This window comes from Herbivorax alkaliphila (assembly GCF_030848475.1).
Taxonomy (GTDB): domain Bacteria; phylum Bacillota; class Clostridia; order Acetivibrionales; family Acetivibrionaceae; genus Herbivorax.
Map to the genome: position 1 here is coordinate 1 of NZ_JAVDDS010000040.1, position 15,829 is coordinate 15,829.

At 31.6% G+C, this 15,829-nt stretch carries 11 protein-coding genes and 1 tRNA gene; 9 read left to right on the top strand and 3 right to left on the bottom strand.

The genetic code is table 11. The features are described from left to right. Nucleotides 1-79: 79 nt before the first annotated feature. Nucleotides 80-164 (top strand) — tRNA-Leu (locus RBH29_RS13230). A 77-nt stretch (nt 165-241) separates the two neighbouring features. On the opposite strand, the gene RBH29_RS13235 is transcribed toward RBH29_RS13230, so the two are convergent. Next, nucleotides 242-1,072, bottom strand: coding sequence for a S1C family serine protease (locus tag RBH29_RS13235; RefSeq protein ID WP_306697396.1), 831 nt, complete (start codon nt 1,070-1,072; stop codon nt 242-244). A 282-nt stretch (nt 1,073-1,354) separates the two neighbouring features. On the opposite strand from RBH29_RS13235, the gene RBH29_RS13240 reads away from it, so the two are divergent. Continuing rightward, the gene (locus RBH29_RS13240; protein ID WP_306697397.1) at nt 1,355-4,003 is read left to right on the top strand and encodes a translation factor GTPase family protein; all 2,649 of its coding nucleotides are present in this window, start codon (nt 1,355-1,357) and stop codon (nt 4,001-4,003) included. A gap of 21 nt (nt 4,004-4,024) precedes the next feature. On the opposite strand, the gene RBH29_RS13245 is transcribed toward RBH29_RS13240, so the two are convergent. Further along, nucleotides 4,025-5,326 (bottom strand): CCA tRNA nucleotidyltransferase, encoded by a 1,302-nt coding sequence (locus tag RBH29_RS13245; protein ID WP_306697398.1) that lies wholly within the window; start codon nt 5,324-5,326, stop codon nt 4,025-4,027. A gap of 448 nt (nt 5,327-5,774) precedes the next feature. Then, nucleotides 5,775-6,911, bottom strand: coding sequence for a hypothetical protein (locus RBH29_RS13250; protein WP_306697399.1), 1,137 nt, complete (start codon nt 6,909-6,911; stop codon nt 5,775-5,777). Nucleotides 6,912-7,130: 219 nt separating this feature from the next. Between RBH29_RS13250 and RBH29_RS13255 the strand changes: the two genes are divergently transcribed. From RBH29_RS13255 to thrC, 7 genes are all read left to right on the top strand, one after another. Then, complete coding sequence (locus RBH29_RS13255; RefSeq protein WP_306697400.1) at nt 7,131-7,424, top strand: YerC/YecD family TrpR-related protein; 294 nt, start codon at nt 7,131-7,133, stop codon at nt 7,422-7,424. A 277-nt stretch (nt 7,425-7,701) separates the two neighbouring features. After that, the gene (locus RBH29_RS13260) at nt 7,702-8,103 is read left to right on the top strand and encodes a hypothetical protein (protein ID WP_306697401.1); all 402 of its coding nucleotides are present in this window, start codon (nt 7,702-7,704) and stop codon (nt 8,101-8,103) included. Nucleotides 8,104-8,164: 61 nt separating this feature from the next. Beyond that, complete coding sequence (locus RBH29_RS13265) at nt 8,165-8,740, top strand: DUF5317 domain-containing protein (protein ID WP_306697402.1); 576 nt, start codon at nt 8,165-8,167, stop codon at nt 8,738-8,740. 29 nt (nt 8,741-8,769) lie between these two features. Next, entirely contained in the window at nt 8,770-11,505 is a 2,736-nt protein-coding gene (gene secA, locus RBH29_RS13270) for a preprotein translocase subunit SecA (protein ID WP_306697403.1), read from the top strand. Nucleotides 11,506-11,534: 29 nt separating this feature from the next. After that, nucleotides 11,535-12,815 carry a bifunctional folylpolyglutamate synthase/dihydrofolate synthase gene (locus RBH29_RS13275; protein ID WP_306697404.1) on the top strand — a complete coding sequence of 427 codons (1,281 nt, stop codon included), beginning with the start codon at nt 11,535-11,537 and terminating at the stop codon, nt 12,813-12,815. Between the two features lie 134 nt (nt 12,816-12,949). Beyond that, a complete protein-coding gene (locus RBH29_RS13280; RefSeq protein WP_306697405.1) occupies nt 12,950-14,092 on the top strand; it encodes a tetratricopeptide repeat protein in 1,143 nt (380 codons plus the stop codon). A gap of 152 nt (nt 14,093-14,244) precedes the next feature. Further along, the gene (gene thrC / locus RBH29_RS13285) at nt 14,245-15,744 is read left to right on the top strand and encodes a threonine synthase (protein WP_306697406.1); all 1,500 of its coding nucleotides are present in this window, start codon (nt 14,245-14,247) and stop codon (nt 15,742-15,744) included. Nucleotides 15,745-15,829 lie beyond the last annotated feature (85 nt).

Below are 15,829 nucleotides of genomic sequence, written 5' to 3' on the forward strand. Positions count from 1 at the left end.
AAGTTTTAAATTATTATCATTTTCTATTGACAAATTACAAAAATGCAAGTATAATAGTTTTTGTTGTTAAATTTGATATGCGGATGTGGCGGAATTGGCAGACGCGCTAGACTTAGGATCTAGTGTTTAACGGCGTGGGGGTTCGAGTCCCTTCATCCGCACCAAGGGTTTAAGAGAACTTAAGTTTTCTTAAACCCTTTGTTTATGCCCACATTTCTAACGAATGCACTAATAAATGTATTTATTCAATTTCTACTGTATCCAAGAAATTTAGTATTATTTCATTTGACAAAGCAAAATTTAAGTTTTCTCCTTTAAGAAGTTTAAAAGAGGTTATACCAATTAATTGTCCTTTTTTATTTAATAATGCCCCACCAGAATTCCCCATGGAGATTGCAGCATCTGTTTGAATATATTTACCATTATGAGCTTCTCTTAGGCCTGTTATGTGGCCGAAGGACAGAGTATTAAACAGTCCTTCAGAGGAACCTATTGTAACCACTTTTTCACCTAATGTAATTTTATCTTTAGGTGCAAATTCAATAAATCCATCCAGTGATAATCCATCAACATGTATCAGTGCAATATCATCAGCTTCGCTATAATCAATTAACTTAGCTTCGATAAAATCGGAATTTATATAATAATTTTCATCTTGAAAAGCAACTGAAATATTACCTTCATTTACCACATGGTAATTAGTCAGAATATAACCTTGATTATTAATAATTACTCCAGATCCTAAAGTATAATCTGTTTGTATTATACATACATATTTATTGAGTTTTGCTATTTCTGTAAAAGGCAATTCTATATCCTCATAATTAATAGTATATAGGGATTTATCCTCAGTCTTTTCTATAGGTATAGAACTGGTGGCCTCAGGTTCTTTATCTTCTAAACTGTTTTGATCTGAAATTGAAGGTGTAGGTTCTATTTCTTCACGGGCATTATGAGTACGTGCCTGCACGGTATTATCTTGGGAAATGTGTAGTATTCCAATAAAGCCAAAAGCCAGTATAAAAGGTACTAAAATAGCTGCTGCCATAATTATATATTGTTTCTTAGTCATAAAACATTTCTCCTTATATGATAATAAATAATATAGTTTTTTTAGAAATATTTAAAATAGCTGTAAATTAAAAATATGTACTGGTGCAGTTAAAAAAATAGAAAATCTTTCAATAATAATATCGGCATAGTAAAAAGATAAAATAATAATCCTTGTTTTTATTATATAAAAAAATAGACTTTTCTTTTCAAATGCAAAATCTACTGTTATCATATATATTATAATTTATAAATCAATATAAATTTTTGACGATAGATTAAAATTAAGGATTTGAAATATAATATGAAAAAATTAGTAATTGGAATATTGGCTCATGTGGATGCAGGAAAAACTACATTATCGGAAGGTTTGCTTTATCTGAGTGGAAAAATAAGAAAAATAGGAAGAGTGGACAATCAGGATGCCTACTTAGATAACTATGAATTAGAAAGGGCTAGGGGCATCACTATTTTTTCAAAACAGGCGGTATTTGAAGTAGATAATACTCAGATTGTTTTACTGGATACCCCAGGACATGTAGATTTTTCGGCAGAAATGGAGAGGACACTTCAGGTTTTAGACTATGCTATTTTAGTTATAAGTGGTGCAGATGGAGTTCAGGGACATACAAAAACACTATGGAGGCTTCTTAAAATATATAACATACCTGCATTTTTATTTATAAATAAGATGGATCAAAAGGATGTGGATAGGGATAAATTAATAAACGAAATAAAAAAACAGCTGGATGATGGTTGCATTGATTTTGGACAGACTGATAAAGATGAATTTTACGATCAGATTGCTATGTGTAATGAAAAAATTATGGAAACCTATTTGGAAAAAGGACAGGTTGAAACTAAGAAGATTATAGAAGCTGTAAGAAAAAGAGAAGTTTTTCCCTGCTTTTTTGGCTCTGCACTAAAATTAGAAGGAGTTGAAGAATTTTTACAGGGTATTGTAAAATACACCATGAAGCCTTGCTACTTGGATAAATTTGGGGCTAAAATATTTAAAGTAACAAGAGATGATAGGGGAAATCGTCTTACACATATGAAGCTGACAGGTGGAAAACTCAAAGTAAGGGATCTTTTGACAAATGGTGTGTGGGAAGAGAAAGTAAATCAAATTCGTATATATTCGGGAGATAGATTTGAAGCGGTAAATCAGGTTTATGCAGGGGAGGTATTTGCAGTAACAGGACTTAGCCAGGCTAAGCCAGGGGAAGGGTTAGGGAAGGAAAAAGCTTCAAATGCACCAGTGCTAGAATCTGTACTTCTATATCAAATTATACTACCAGAAGGCTGTGATCCAAAAGCTATGCTTCCAAAACTTCGTCAGATTGAAGAAGAGGAGCCTGAACTTCATATTGTATGGAATGAACAGTTACAGGAAATTCAGACAAAGGTTATGGGAGAAGTGCAAATTGAAATTTTACAAAGTCTTATAAAAAGTCGTTTTGATATTGATGTAACTTTTGATGATGGAAGAATTGTTTATAAAGAGACTATTTCAAATATGGTTGAGGGTGTAGGTCATTTTGAACCATTGAGACATTATGCAGAGGTTCATTTGCTGTTAGAACCAGGTGAGCAGGGAAGTGGTCTAAAGTTTGAATTAGAATGCAGTGAAGATATCCTGTCTAAAAACTGGCAAAGACTTATTATGACTCATCTAAAAGAAAAAGAGCATAAAGGAGTTTTGACAGGATCTGAAATCACAGATATGAAAATTACTTTAGTTTCTGGAAAAGCACACAATAAACATACAGAAGGTGGCGACTTCAGGGAGGCTACTTATCGTGCAGTGCGTCAGGGTTTAAAAGAAGCAGAGTCTTTATTGTTAGAGCCTTATTATGCTTTTTATCTGGAATTGCCTGAAAAAATGGTAGGAAGAGCAATGACTGATATTGAAAAAATGCATGGTACTTTTGAAATATCTCAGGTAAGCGAGGATATGACAGTTCTTGTGGGAAGTGCACCTGTTAGTACAATGAGAAATTATCAAAAAGAGGTGACGGCATATACCAAGGGATTAGGAACGCTGTTTTATAATTTGAAAGGTTATGAACCTTGCCATAATTCAGAAGAGGTTATAGAAAGTATAGGATATAATTCAGAAAGAGATGTGGAAAACCCTACAGGCTCTGTATTTTGTGAGCGGGGTGCAGGATTTTTGGTAGAATGGGATAGGGTAAAGGATTATATGCATATTGAGAGCTATTTTAAAGAAAAAGCTGATTTAGAAGTAAATAAAATACAACACTCTAAGTACTCGGAAGAAAAATCAATTAGTTTAGAAGAAATTGATAAGATTATAGATAAAACTTTTTATGCAAATCAAGGAAAGAAGTCTTCTTGGAAAAAACGGAAAACGGCCAGTGAAAGCTATTACAAGCCCTCTACTTATTTAAGTAAAGGGAAAGAGAATAAAAAAGAGTATCTTTTGGTAGATGGATATAATATCATATACGCATGGCCGGAACTAAAAGAGTTTGCAGATGAAAATATGGAGGGGGCAAGAGTTAAATTACTTGATTTTTTAAGTAATTATCAGTGGATTCGAAAGAGTGAGATTATTGTAGTATTTGATGCATACCGTGTTGAAGGACATCGTGAAGAAGTAATAGATTATTATAATATTCATATGGTATACACTAGAGAAGCACAGACGGCGGATCAGTATATAGAAAAGTTTGCCCATGACAACAAAAAAAATTATGATATAACAGTTGCTACTTCAGATGGTTTGCAGCAAATTATTGTAAGGGGAGAAGGATGTGCGTTACTTTCTGCAAGAGAACTCAGGAATGAAATTATAGAAACTAATGAAAGAATAAAAGATAAATATGGAAAAACAAAGGGGATAGGCCGTAATTATTTAATAGATGCATTGTCTAAAGAAGAAAAAAAACAGATAGAAGATTTAGAAAAAGATGATAGAGAAGTTTAACTTTATTAACTAAATAAGAACTCACTTTTTATAACTTTTTAGTGCAATTTTTAAAAGTTTGTCTTTTTCATTTAAATGAGGATTTTCAATAACCTTTTCTAATAAAACATTTAAAGTATCCCCTATTTCTTTTCCTTCTTCAAAGCCTATATTAATTAAGTCTTGTCCATTTACAGCCAGATTATTTACTTTAAAACAGTGTTTATCTTTAATAATTTCAAAATAAATTTCTGTTATTTTATTCAGCTTATCAAGACGTTCATTTAAAAATTCTAAATTCTGACCTTTTTTATCTGCTTTTTGAACTTTTATAAGGTCTAAAAACATATCTTCACCTACTATGTTAATGGTCTTTTTTACAGATTTGTAATCAGGTGAAATTCTTCTATCATGGTGTTTTACAAGGGTACATACTTTGTTTATTGTTTTATTGTCAAATCTAAGTCTTGTAAGTATTTTTTTTGAAATAGAAACACTTTGCTCGCCATGACGGTAAAAGTGGTCAATTCCTTTAGCGTCAGTAGTTTTAGTTACAGCTTTTCCAGTGTCGTGAAGAAGCATAGTCCATCTTAAATGTTTTATATTTTCTACATTTATAACGGTGTGCAGAGAATGTATTCCAACATTGTATAAGTGGTAAGGGTGATTTTGAGAAATTTCAAAACATATATCAAATTCAGGAAGTATATGTTTTAAAAGTCCTGAGTCTTTTAATTTTACTATGTGAAAAGCATTAGCCGAGCACAGTATTTTTGACAGCTCATCTCTTATCCTTTCAGGACTAACTTTTTTAATAAGGTTACAGTTTGACTGTATTGTTTTTATAATATTTTGATCAATTTGAAAATCTAAAGATGAAGAAAGACGAATGGCTCTTAACATTCTAAGAGGGTCTTCTAAAAAACGTTCTTTTGCTTTTCCAACAGATCGAATAATGGAGTTTTTTACATCCTCCATACCTGAAAAAGGATCTATAAATTTGTAATCTGGGTGATATGCAATTGCATTAATTGTAAAGTCTCTAAATGCTAAATCGTCTTTTAAGTTTCCATCGTTTTTATAAGTGGTTATTTCATAATTTTGTTTGTTTAATACCACTGTAATTGTGCCGTGTTTTAGACCTGTATCAATTGTTTTGGTAAATAGTTTTTTTAGATCAGATGTTTTTGCATTAGTAACAATATCCCAATCTGCTGGTTTTTTACCAGTTAAAAAGTCTCTGACACAGCCACCAACCAAGTATGCTTCGTATTTGTTGTTATTTAATGTATTAATAATGTGTGAAACGTTATTGGGTAAATGTATAGAGTTTTTTTCTAACATGTTAATTTTCCTTTACTTTAATAGTTTAATATATATTATAATATATATTAAAAGGCTCTACAACTTGTGCTACAATGTTGTCAGTCGTTTTAATCACAAAAATTATATCCGCCCATAAGGCAGTATGTGCTTTTTTTGGTGAAAAAACAAGTGAAATTTATAAGGAATATTATGGAATATAATTGGCAAAAAAATGTCCCGTGCATTCCAAAAGAAGAGAAGGGAGAATGCTACGGGATTTAGGGGAGTAACTTTTTAAAATTACTATAACCTACTATACAATAAAAATTTATATTATGTAACATAACGCCGAAACTTTATAAAATTCGACAAAAAAATTTAAAAAAAGCAACGCAAAAGAATAAGAATTTATGTAAAAAGTCACGAATAGTTGAGAGGGGGTGAAATTAAATGGAATGTTTGGAATTTAACAGAATAATTTGCATTGCTAGTGCTCCACCATAAGTTTCCAATATGATGAATTGTTCCATTCTGTTCCTTTTTCTACAAGAGTAAAATCCTGATTATCATATTTTGAAAAATATAATTTATTTGCTTTTTCATTTAAATCCCAAAGAAATACCTTTAAGTTATTATTAAAGTAGTCAACCATTTTTTTATTACCAATGCCTACTAAAAAACTATATGAGGGATTTGAATCTCCCCAGAGTTTAACTGACATTGTTTTCTCTTTTCCAATATAATTTTCAAATTCACTGGTTGTAAGAGTATTTCCCGGTTCAGGAGTAGAATATGTATTTTTTGAATCTAAAAACTTTATATGTCTTGCAAATGATTTGTTAGTTGGCATCATGCATACATATGATGTGCCCATATAAATATCTGATATAAAATCAAAGTTTGTATCTAAAGTTATTTTTGACGGAGAAAAAGAATAGGTTCTTACAACTTGAGCATATTTTTCAGATGGAGAATTGTTTGTAGTAAGATATGTTTCTTCCACTATTTTTAAATTTGAGATATAGTGTTTTTCCCCTTCTTGTAAAAATAATTCTGTTTCTTTACCATTTTTAAAGAACTTTAAACTTTTTAATATTTCATTTTCATGGTTTCCACCTGAAAATTCATATCCACCGGAATGGTTTTTAGATACACGAAAAACATATTCCCAGTCTGAACTTCCATCAGCAAGAGAATAGTGCTTTTTTGAAGGGATTTTATCATCGGTTATTATATACCATCCTCCAATATTCCAAGTGCCCCAAGGTTTTTTAGTGAATTTTGTAAGAAGCATTTTATCATCAGGTAATTTAGAATATATGCCTAAAGTTTTGTCATTTTCCATCGTAACAACCATGGGAACAAGTCCTTTTTTTAAGTTTTTAACCGGATCATTTGAATATTCTAATTTTGCAGGCGTTGATAAAATTATATCAGGTGAAATTTTACCTGTATAAGGTGAAGGAGAATTAAAAAGCACTGATGATTTTGATTGATAAGGAGAAACAGTTGGGTTAGGTGGTGTAATGTTGTTGTTTTGATATATTGAAAAGGCTTTTAGTGTAATTATACAAATACTTGAAACAATAATTATTATTAAAAAAAATTTAAGTAACTTTCCCATTTAAAGCTCCTTTAGATAAAATCTATACTTTTTATAAGTTTAAAATACTGCTTTGGAATAACCTACATAATATTATCATAAAACAAATTTATTTCAAAGAGGGTAAAGGGGTGAAATGTTGTAATCAACTTCTTGACCTTTTATAAAAAAGCTGATATTGTAATTTCGAAGGGAATATAATTTGTATAAAACTCAAAAAGTAGGAGAGTATGCTAAGAAATGAATGAAAAAATAAAGGATGAAATGACGGATAGATTATTTGAAGCTATATTGCTTCTTAAAAATACAGATGAGTGTTATAATTTTTTTGAGGATATTTGTACAATATCTGAAATAAAAGCACTGGCTCAAAGGCTTGAAGTTGCAAAAATGTTAAGAGAGAAAAAGACATATACTGATATAAGTGAAAAGACAGGTGCTAGCACAGCAACAATAAGCAGGGTTAATAGGGCTTTGATGTATGGAGCAGATGGTTACAATACTATTTTAGACAGATTAATAGATAAAAAGTAAGAATTGTTGAAGCGTTTTGGCTATTGATTATATTTTGAAAATAAGATATTATTACATTAGGAATGTCCTAGAAATAATGCCCTATTATCAAGGACAAAATCTCGATTATTTAACGGGTTTTGGACGATGAGAATTGGATGTTGTTTCTTAGTTGTTATTTATTAATATTTTCAATAATGATAGAAATTAACTTTGAGTTTTAGAAAAGTGAAAGATTTAAATGTATTTAACTTTAGATTATATATAAGTAGCTTTGATTAAGATGAGGAAGGTATGAATGCTAAGTAAAATTTTTGTTAGTTTGCTGATTTTATCAGCATTGACTTCAGAGGGAGCAATAAATTTAACAGAGTACTTGTTTAGCCCTTATTTATATGCAGATGAAGGTTTAAGTTCTGTGCTTGAAAAAAGTGACACATGTGTAGAAGAAAAAAATCATCGTAACCAAAAGAAAATTGTTAAAGATGATTATGACTTATTATTTACAGTTTCTTTTAGCAGTTCTTATGTGATAAATATAAAAGATAATTTAAATAAACTTTTTATTGATTTTAATCCTGTAAAACATCAGGACGTAGGTTTGTGTAGCCATTCTAAGGTTTGTTTTCAGCCATTGTTTTTACAAAAAGAAAAAAAAATGGTGCTGAATTCATCTGATTTATCTCCACCAATAATCTAATTCTTAAATAATTATTTTACCTGTTAGTACTATGTTCTTTAACAAAAGGTGAGGTGAAAGCATGCTGTATTTGGTTGTTATACTTTTGGCAATTTTCTTTGGGGTACTTGTTGGAACCATTAAAGGTAAAAAGTTTGACATATCACATGTTAGACTAGAAAAAATGTGGCTGGTGTTACTTGCATTTGGAATACAGACCATTACAAGGGTTCTTTCAATGAGTGGATTTGATTTTCTTGTCAAATACAGCTTTATAACTCAAGCAGTTGTTTTTCTCTTACTGTTTATTTGCTTATGGTACAACAGGAAATATATAGGTTTGTGGATAATTGGGCTAGGTGCCTCGTTAAATGGTTTGGTTATGATGGCTAATGGAGGAAGAATGCCAGTATCTTTAAAGAAGTTAGAAAAGGTAGATTTGCCAGAGGCAATTGAATTATTGAAGGCAGGTGCAGACAATAAACATGTTGTTATGGATGAAACGACAAATTTAAATTTTTTAGCAGATATATTTTATATACCTGGATTTTTAGGTAAAGGAATTCATGTGGCCAGCGTTGGTGACTATATTGTAGCAGCAGGTCTTTTTATATTTATATTTGAAATGGTTAGTCGTTCATATAAAAATGTGTGTTAGGTTTAAATATTTAAATTGGAGGTTTTGATATGCTAAAACTAATTGAAAAGGTTATAGGTAGTTATAGTGATAGAGAATTAAAGAGGATAATGCCTATTATTGAACAAATAGAGAGCTTAGAGGAGAAAATGCAGGCTATGAGTGATGATGAGCTAAAAGCAATGACTCCTCAGTTTAAAAAGAGGCTTTTAGAAGGAGAAACATTAAAGGATATTATGCCAGAAGCTTTTGCAGTGGTAAGGGAAGCCTCAAAAAGAGTATTGGGAATGAGACATTTTAAAGTTCAGTTAATAGGTGGAATGGTTCTTCATCAGGGAAGAATTGCAGAGATGAAAACAGGTGAGGGAAAAACATTAGTTGCAACACTTCCAGTATACTTAAATGCTCTTGAGGGAAAGGGAGTCCATGTAATTACTGTAAATGATTATCTTGCAAAGCGTGACAGTGAGTGGATGGGAAAGGTTTATAACTTTTTAGGACTTAGTGTAGGGCTTATTGTCCATGGACTAGACAATAAAGCAAGAAGAGAAGCCTATGCGTGTGATATAACTTATGGAACAAATAATGAGTTTGGGTTTGATTATTTAAGGGATAACATGGTAATCTACAAAAAAGATATGGTTCAAAGAGAACTAAACTATGCAATAGTGGATGAAGTTGACAGTATTTTGGTGGACGAGGCAAGAACACCTCTTATAATATCAGGAGCAGGAGACAAATCTACAGAACTTTATACTTTAGCCAATACATTTGTAAGAAGGCTGAAATCAAAGGTATTTAAGGAGACTGATGACAAACAACATATGGATGAGGTTGAAGCTGATTATATTGTGGACGAAAAGGCTAATACGGCTACGCTTACACCAGATGGAATAAAAAAAGCCGAGGAGTTTTTTGCAATTGAAAATCTGTCTGATTCGGATAATATGACAATATCTCATCATATAAATCAAGCTTTAAGAGCATATGGGCTTATGCAGAAAGACACGGATTATGTGGTAAAAGATGGTGAGATAATTATTATAGATGAGTTTACTGGACGTATGATGTACGGTAGAAGGTATAGTAATGGGCTTCACCAAGCAATTGAGGCTAAAGAAGGAGTAAAGGTAGAAAGAGAAAGCAAAACATTGGCTACCATTACATTCCAGAATTATTTTAGAATGTATACAAAATTATCAGGAATGACAGGAACAGCTCAAACGGAGGAACAGGAGTTTCAAACCACTTACAAATTAGACGTAGTAGTTATTCCGACAAATGTCCCTGTTGTAAGAGAGGATAAACCTGATTGTGTTTATAAAAACCAAATTGGTAAGTTTAATGCGGTTATAGAGGATGTAGTTGAGTGCAATAAAAAAGGTCAGCCTGTATTGATTGGTACAATATCAATTGAAAAGTCTGAATATTTAAGTCTTATGCTTAAAAAGAAAGGTGTATCACATCAGGTTCTGAATGCCAAATACCATCAGAAAGAGGCATCTATAATTGCACAGGCAGGTAAATTTGGAGCAGTTACGATTGCCACTAACATGGCAGGTCGTGGTACAGACATTGTTCTTGGTGGTAACCCTGAATATATGGCAAAACAGGAAATGAGAAAAAAAGGATATGAAGAAAATTTAATTAATCAGGCTACAGGTTTTAACGATACTGAAGATGAAGAAGTGCTGGAAGCTAGGAGGATTTTTAGAAAATATAATGACGAGTTTAAAAATGCAACAAGTACCGAGAGGGAAAAGGTAATAGAAGCTGGCGGGCTTTATATAATTGGTACAGAAAGACATGAATCAAGGCGTATAGACAATCAGTTGAGAGGTCGTGCAGGGCGTCAGGGGGATCCGGGAGCATCAAGATTTTATATTTCATTAGAAGATGACTTGATGAGACTTTTTGGTTCAGATAAATTAAGCAGAGTGGTTGAAACACTAGGCCTTGAAGAAGATCAAGCCATTGAAAACAGAATGCTCAGTAACTCTATTGAGAATGCACAAAAAAGAGTTGAAGGTAAGAACTTCTCAATTAGAAAGAGTGTACTTCAATATGACGATGTTATGAATAAGCAAAGAGAAGTTATTTATAAGCAGAGAAGAGAAGTGTTAGATGGCAAGAACATTAAAGACAGCTTTATTAAAATGATAGAAGGAATTGCCGATAATATAGTTACGTTGTATTGCAGTGAGAGTCCATATCCTGATTATTGGGACTGGGAAAGTCTTAGAGCATATGCTGAAGCTCCTTATCTTTATGAAGGTGCACTTGAATTTAGCAAAGAGGATATGGAAGATATCACAAAAGATAGCCTTAGAGAAAAAATTCTTGGCATTATGATGGAAAAATATGAGGCAAAAGAAGAAGAGATTGGTTCAGAACTTATGAGAGAGTTGGAAAGAGTAATTCTTTTAAGAGTTGTAGACCAAAAATGGATGGATCACATAGATGCAATGGATCAACTTCAACATGGTATAAGACTTAGAGCATTTGGGCAAAAAGACCCTGTAATTGAGTATAAGTTTGAAGGTTTTGAAATGTTTGAAGAGATGATTCGAAATATTCAAGAAGATGCTGTAAAAGTAATTCTTAATACTCGTATTGATCAAAACCGTATGCCTGAACGTAAAAAAGTTGCACAGCCATTGACTGCATCCCATGGTGAGCAGTCCAAAAAACCTACTGTTAGAAGTAGTAAAAAAGTAGGCCGAAATGATAATTGTCCTTGTGGAAGTGGCAAAAAATATAAAAAATGTTGTGGTAGAGAAGAGTAAGGTTCGTTTTAATATAGAGGTGTATCAAAATGGATTACAATGAGGCAATAAATTATGTAAATGAAGCTTCAAAATTAGGGGTTAACCTTGGTCTTGAAAGAATAAAAGAATTACTGGAATTAATGTGTAATCCACAAAGAAATTTAGATTGCATACATGTTGCAGGTACTAATGGAAAAGGTTCTTTTATATCTATGATAGGCAGCATATTAACTAAGTCAGGTTATAATGTGGGGAGATTTACTTCTCCCTGCATTGAAAGTCCTGATGATTGTATTTGGATAAATCAAAAAAAAATTCCTAAAGAGGATTTTGCAAAAACAACTGAATATGTAAGTGAAAAAGTCCAATTGATGTGTCAAAAAGAAAAGCACCATCCTACAGAGTTTGAAATATTAACTGCTATTGCATTTGTATATTTTTTTAGGATGAACTGCGATTTTGTGCTACTTGAAGTTGGTCTTGGGGGACGATTTGATTCTACTAATGTTATAGAAAATCCCTTAATCTCAGTAATATCTAATATTAGTTATGATCATATGGACAGGTTAGGGGATACTTTATCTAAGATTGCTTATGAAAAAGCTGGTATTATAAAGGAAAAATCCTATGTTGTAACACTTCCTCAAAAAGAAGAGGCAGAAAAAGTAATAGAAGAAGTATGCTGTACAAAAAAAGCTTTTCTAACTAAGACAAATCTTAATAAGACAAATATTAAAAAATTTTCTATAAGTGAGCAGGAATTTGATTATGATAAGAGAAAATCTATAAAAATAGGTTTATTAGGTGAGCATCAGGTAAATAATGCTGCATTAGTTATAGATGCAATAGATATACTTATACAAAAAGGTTATAGCATAAGTGAAACTTCAATAAAAAGGGGACTTTTTTTGGCAAAGTGGCCGGGAAGATTTGAAGTTGTCAGAAAAAACCCTATATTTATTATAGATGGAGCACATAATTTAAGTGGAGTTGCAATTTTAAAAAAGAATTTGCAAACATATTTTCCCGGTAAGAAAATTATATTTATTACAGGGATTTTTGCAGATAAAGACTATGTATCAATGATAAAAGAATGTTCTTCTATAGCGTCAAGATTTATAGTTATGAAATTAGAGAAAAAAAGAGCATTAGATGTAAAAGAGTTGGCACAAACAGCTCGATGCTATTGTAATGACGTTATAGTTAGTGATACAATAGAATGGGCAGTAAGGACTGGTATTAATGAGGCGTCTGAAAATGAAGTGATTTGTGCTTTTGGTTCTTTGAGTTTTGTTGGAAGGATGAGAAAGTTATTAAAGAGTGAATAAATTCCGGTTTTGAATGGGTAATTTTCTAGTAGTGCAAGATGGATATTAAAACAAAGTAATATTGGAGAATAGCTGATTTTAAAATGGGAATGTATTATTTGGTTATTTCTATACTATAACGAGGAGGTGGCATAATGGACTTTTCAAAGGAGCTTTCAAATTATCCACCATTGGATTTGGATAAATTGTCAGAAAGCGATAAGAGTATGCCTGATAAGATTAGAAATTCCATTGTTCTTTATAATAAAGCTTTGGAGGATTTCAAATCAAAAAGTGAGGACATTGCTATAATTGAGCTTAAAAAAGCAATTTCATTAAATCCTGAATTTCAGGAGGCAATAAATCTTTTAGGGGTTTTTTATACCTATGTAGGTGATTACGAAAATGCTTCCGCGACATTTAAAAAAGTTATAGATAAAGAAAAAAATTGTGTAAAAGCTATTGAGTATTTAAAAGAAGTTAATCCTGAATACCAATTTCCATTTGAAACCCTACAAGATGCGAAAGGGACTAAATTAGCAAAACAAAGTAATAAATCCAAGAAAAAGAAGACTAAAAAAGCAAAGGAAAATGGTCTAAATGATAAAATAATTAATTTTGAAGAATTTGGAATAAGTGATGTTATTAAAATCGGTGCAGGATTTATAATTGGAGGAATTTTAGTTTTTGTGCTGACTTTAAGTATTTACTCTATAAGAGATAATGATAATGAAGCTAAAACAGATGAAAATCAACAACTTCAGACAATTGATGAAGAGCAAGAGGCTTATAAGGAAAAATTTTATAAGTTGAATGAAGAATACTCAAATTTAAGTAAAGAGTTAGAAGAATTTAAACAGGAAAGCCAACATTATTTAAATAATTATAGATTAATTGAAGCAGAAGAATTACTAGAAGATGAAAGATATGAAGAAGCTGCAGATAAACTTGTTCTTTTAAAAGATGCTAATTTTGGTGAAAGAGAACAGCAAAAATTTAATAGATTATACGATGAAGTTATTGACACAGCGGCATGGCGTGCGTTTGAAGAAGGAAGAGATTTGTTGCAAGATGAAAGATATGAAGAAGCTTTAGAGAAGCTTAATAAAGTAGAATTATATGTGGACAGGTGGGAGCACTCTCATTATAATCTTTTTTATATAGGTATATGTCATGAAAATTTGAATGACAGTCAAGAGGCATTGAAGTTTTATAATAAGGCTGTTGAAAGATATCCTGATACTCATGGTGCTAGTCTTTCAAGAGAAAGGATAAGCGAAATAAAAAGTGCTTTTTAAAAGTATCTTTATTTTTAACTGAATTTATTATATTATTAAAATAGAATTAAATTAATGTTTTTTATATGTTTCGCCGTAAGATATTTGTCTTAACCCTTCTTCCGTTAGGAAGAGGAGAATGTCAAGCTAATAAGAGTTTAGGAGGAAGTGAAATGTACTACAAGAGTACAAGAGGAGGATTAGATTCAGTATTTTCTTCTGAGGCAATAAAAATGGGAATTGCACCAGATGGAGGATTATTTGTACCTGAAAATTTAGTGAAATTTTCCTTAGATCAGATTAATAATTTAGTTGAGCTGGATTACAGAGAGAGAGCTGTTTATATATTAAAGCAGTATTTGACAGATTATTCTCATGATGAAATTGTTGAGTGTGTTAACAATGCATATTCAGATGAGAAATTTGGAAATTATAAAATAGCACCGGTAAAAAAGCTTAATGAGAATGTCAATATTTTAGAGTTGTGGCATGGACCTACATGTGCATTTAAAGATATGGCACTACAAATTCTGCCTTGGTTTTTGACAAAGGCAGTTAAAAAGACTGAGGATGACAGTGAAATAGTAATTTTAGTAGCTACTTCTGGCGATACTGGAAAGGCAGCTTTAGAAGGATTTAGAGATGTTGATGGTACAAAGATAATTGTATTTTTTCCTCAAAAGGGCGTAAGTGAAGTTCAAAGAATGCAGATGGTTACTCAAGAAGGTAATAATGTTTATTCAATAGGTGTTGAAGGCAATTTTGACGATGCACAAAGTGGCGTGAAAGCAATTTTTACAAATAATGACCTTATAGAAAAAATGAAAAAAAGCAACTATAAGTTTTCATCAGCAAATTCAATAAACTGGGGCAGGCTTGTACCGCAGATTGTATATTACTTTTCTGCTTATGCCGATCTTGTGAAAGAAGGAGAGATTAAAACAGGGGATAAGGTTAATTTTGTAGTGCCAACAGGCAATTTTGGTAACATTCTTGCAGCATATTATGCTAGAGAAATGGGGCTTCCTGTTAATAAACTTATATGTGCATCAAATGAAAACAATGTTCTAACAGAGTTTATAAATACACATGTATATAATAAAAATAGAAAGTTTGTAAAAACAATATCTCCTTCTATGGACATATTGATTTCTAGTAATCTAGAAAGACTATTATATGAATTAACAGATCATGATTCTGATACGCTAAACAACTGGATGAAAGATCTTTCAAATGAAGGTGTTTATAGTGTGGATACCAAAACTGGGAAAAAGATTTCTGAATTATTTTGGGCAGGTTATTCAAATGAGGAAGAAACTTTAAAAACCATAGAGTGTATGTATGATGAATACAAATACGTTGTTGATACACATACGTCAGTTGCAATAGATGTGTATGACAAGTATGTGATTTCAACTGGAGATATGACTAAATCTGTTATTGTCTCTACAGCAAGTCCATTTAAGTTTAATGAAAGTGTATCAAAAGCAATTTTAGGTGATAACTCGATAAAAGGCAAAAATGAATTTGAACTGTTACAGATTTTGTCTAAGGAGTGTTCTTTAAAAATTCCTTATGGGTTGATGGGTTTAGACAAAAAAAGAGTAAGGCATAATAGTGTTTGTAAAAATTTAGATATGGCATCTGAGTTAGAAAAAATACTTGAATTATAAAGTGTGTTAAAAGAAAGGTAATGAGTTAGTGGTGTCATATGCTTGTTTAAGATGAATGCATCGTAAGGGGGAGTTATCATTCCCC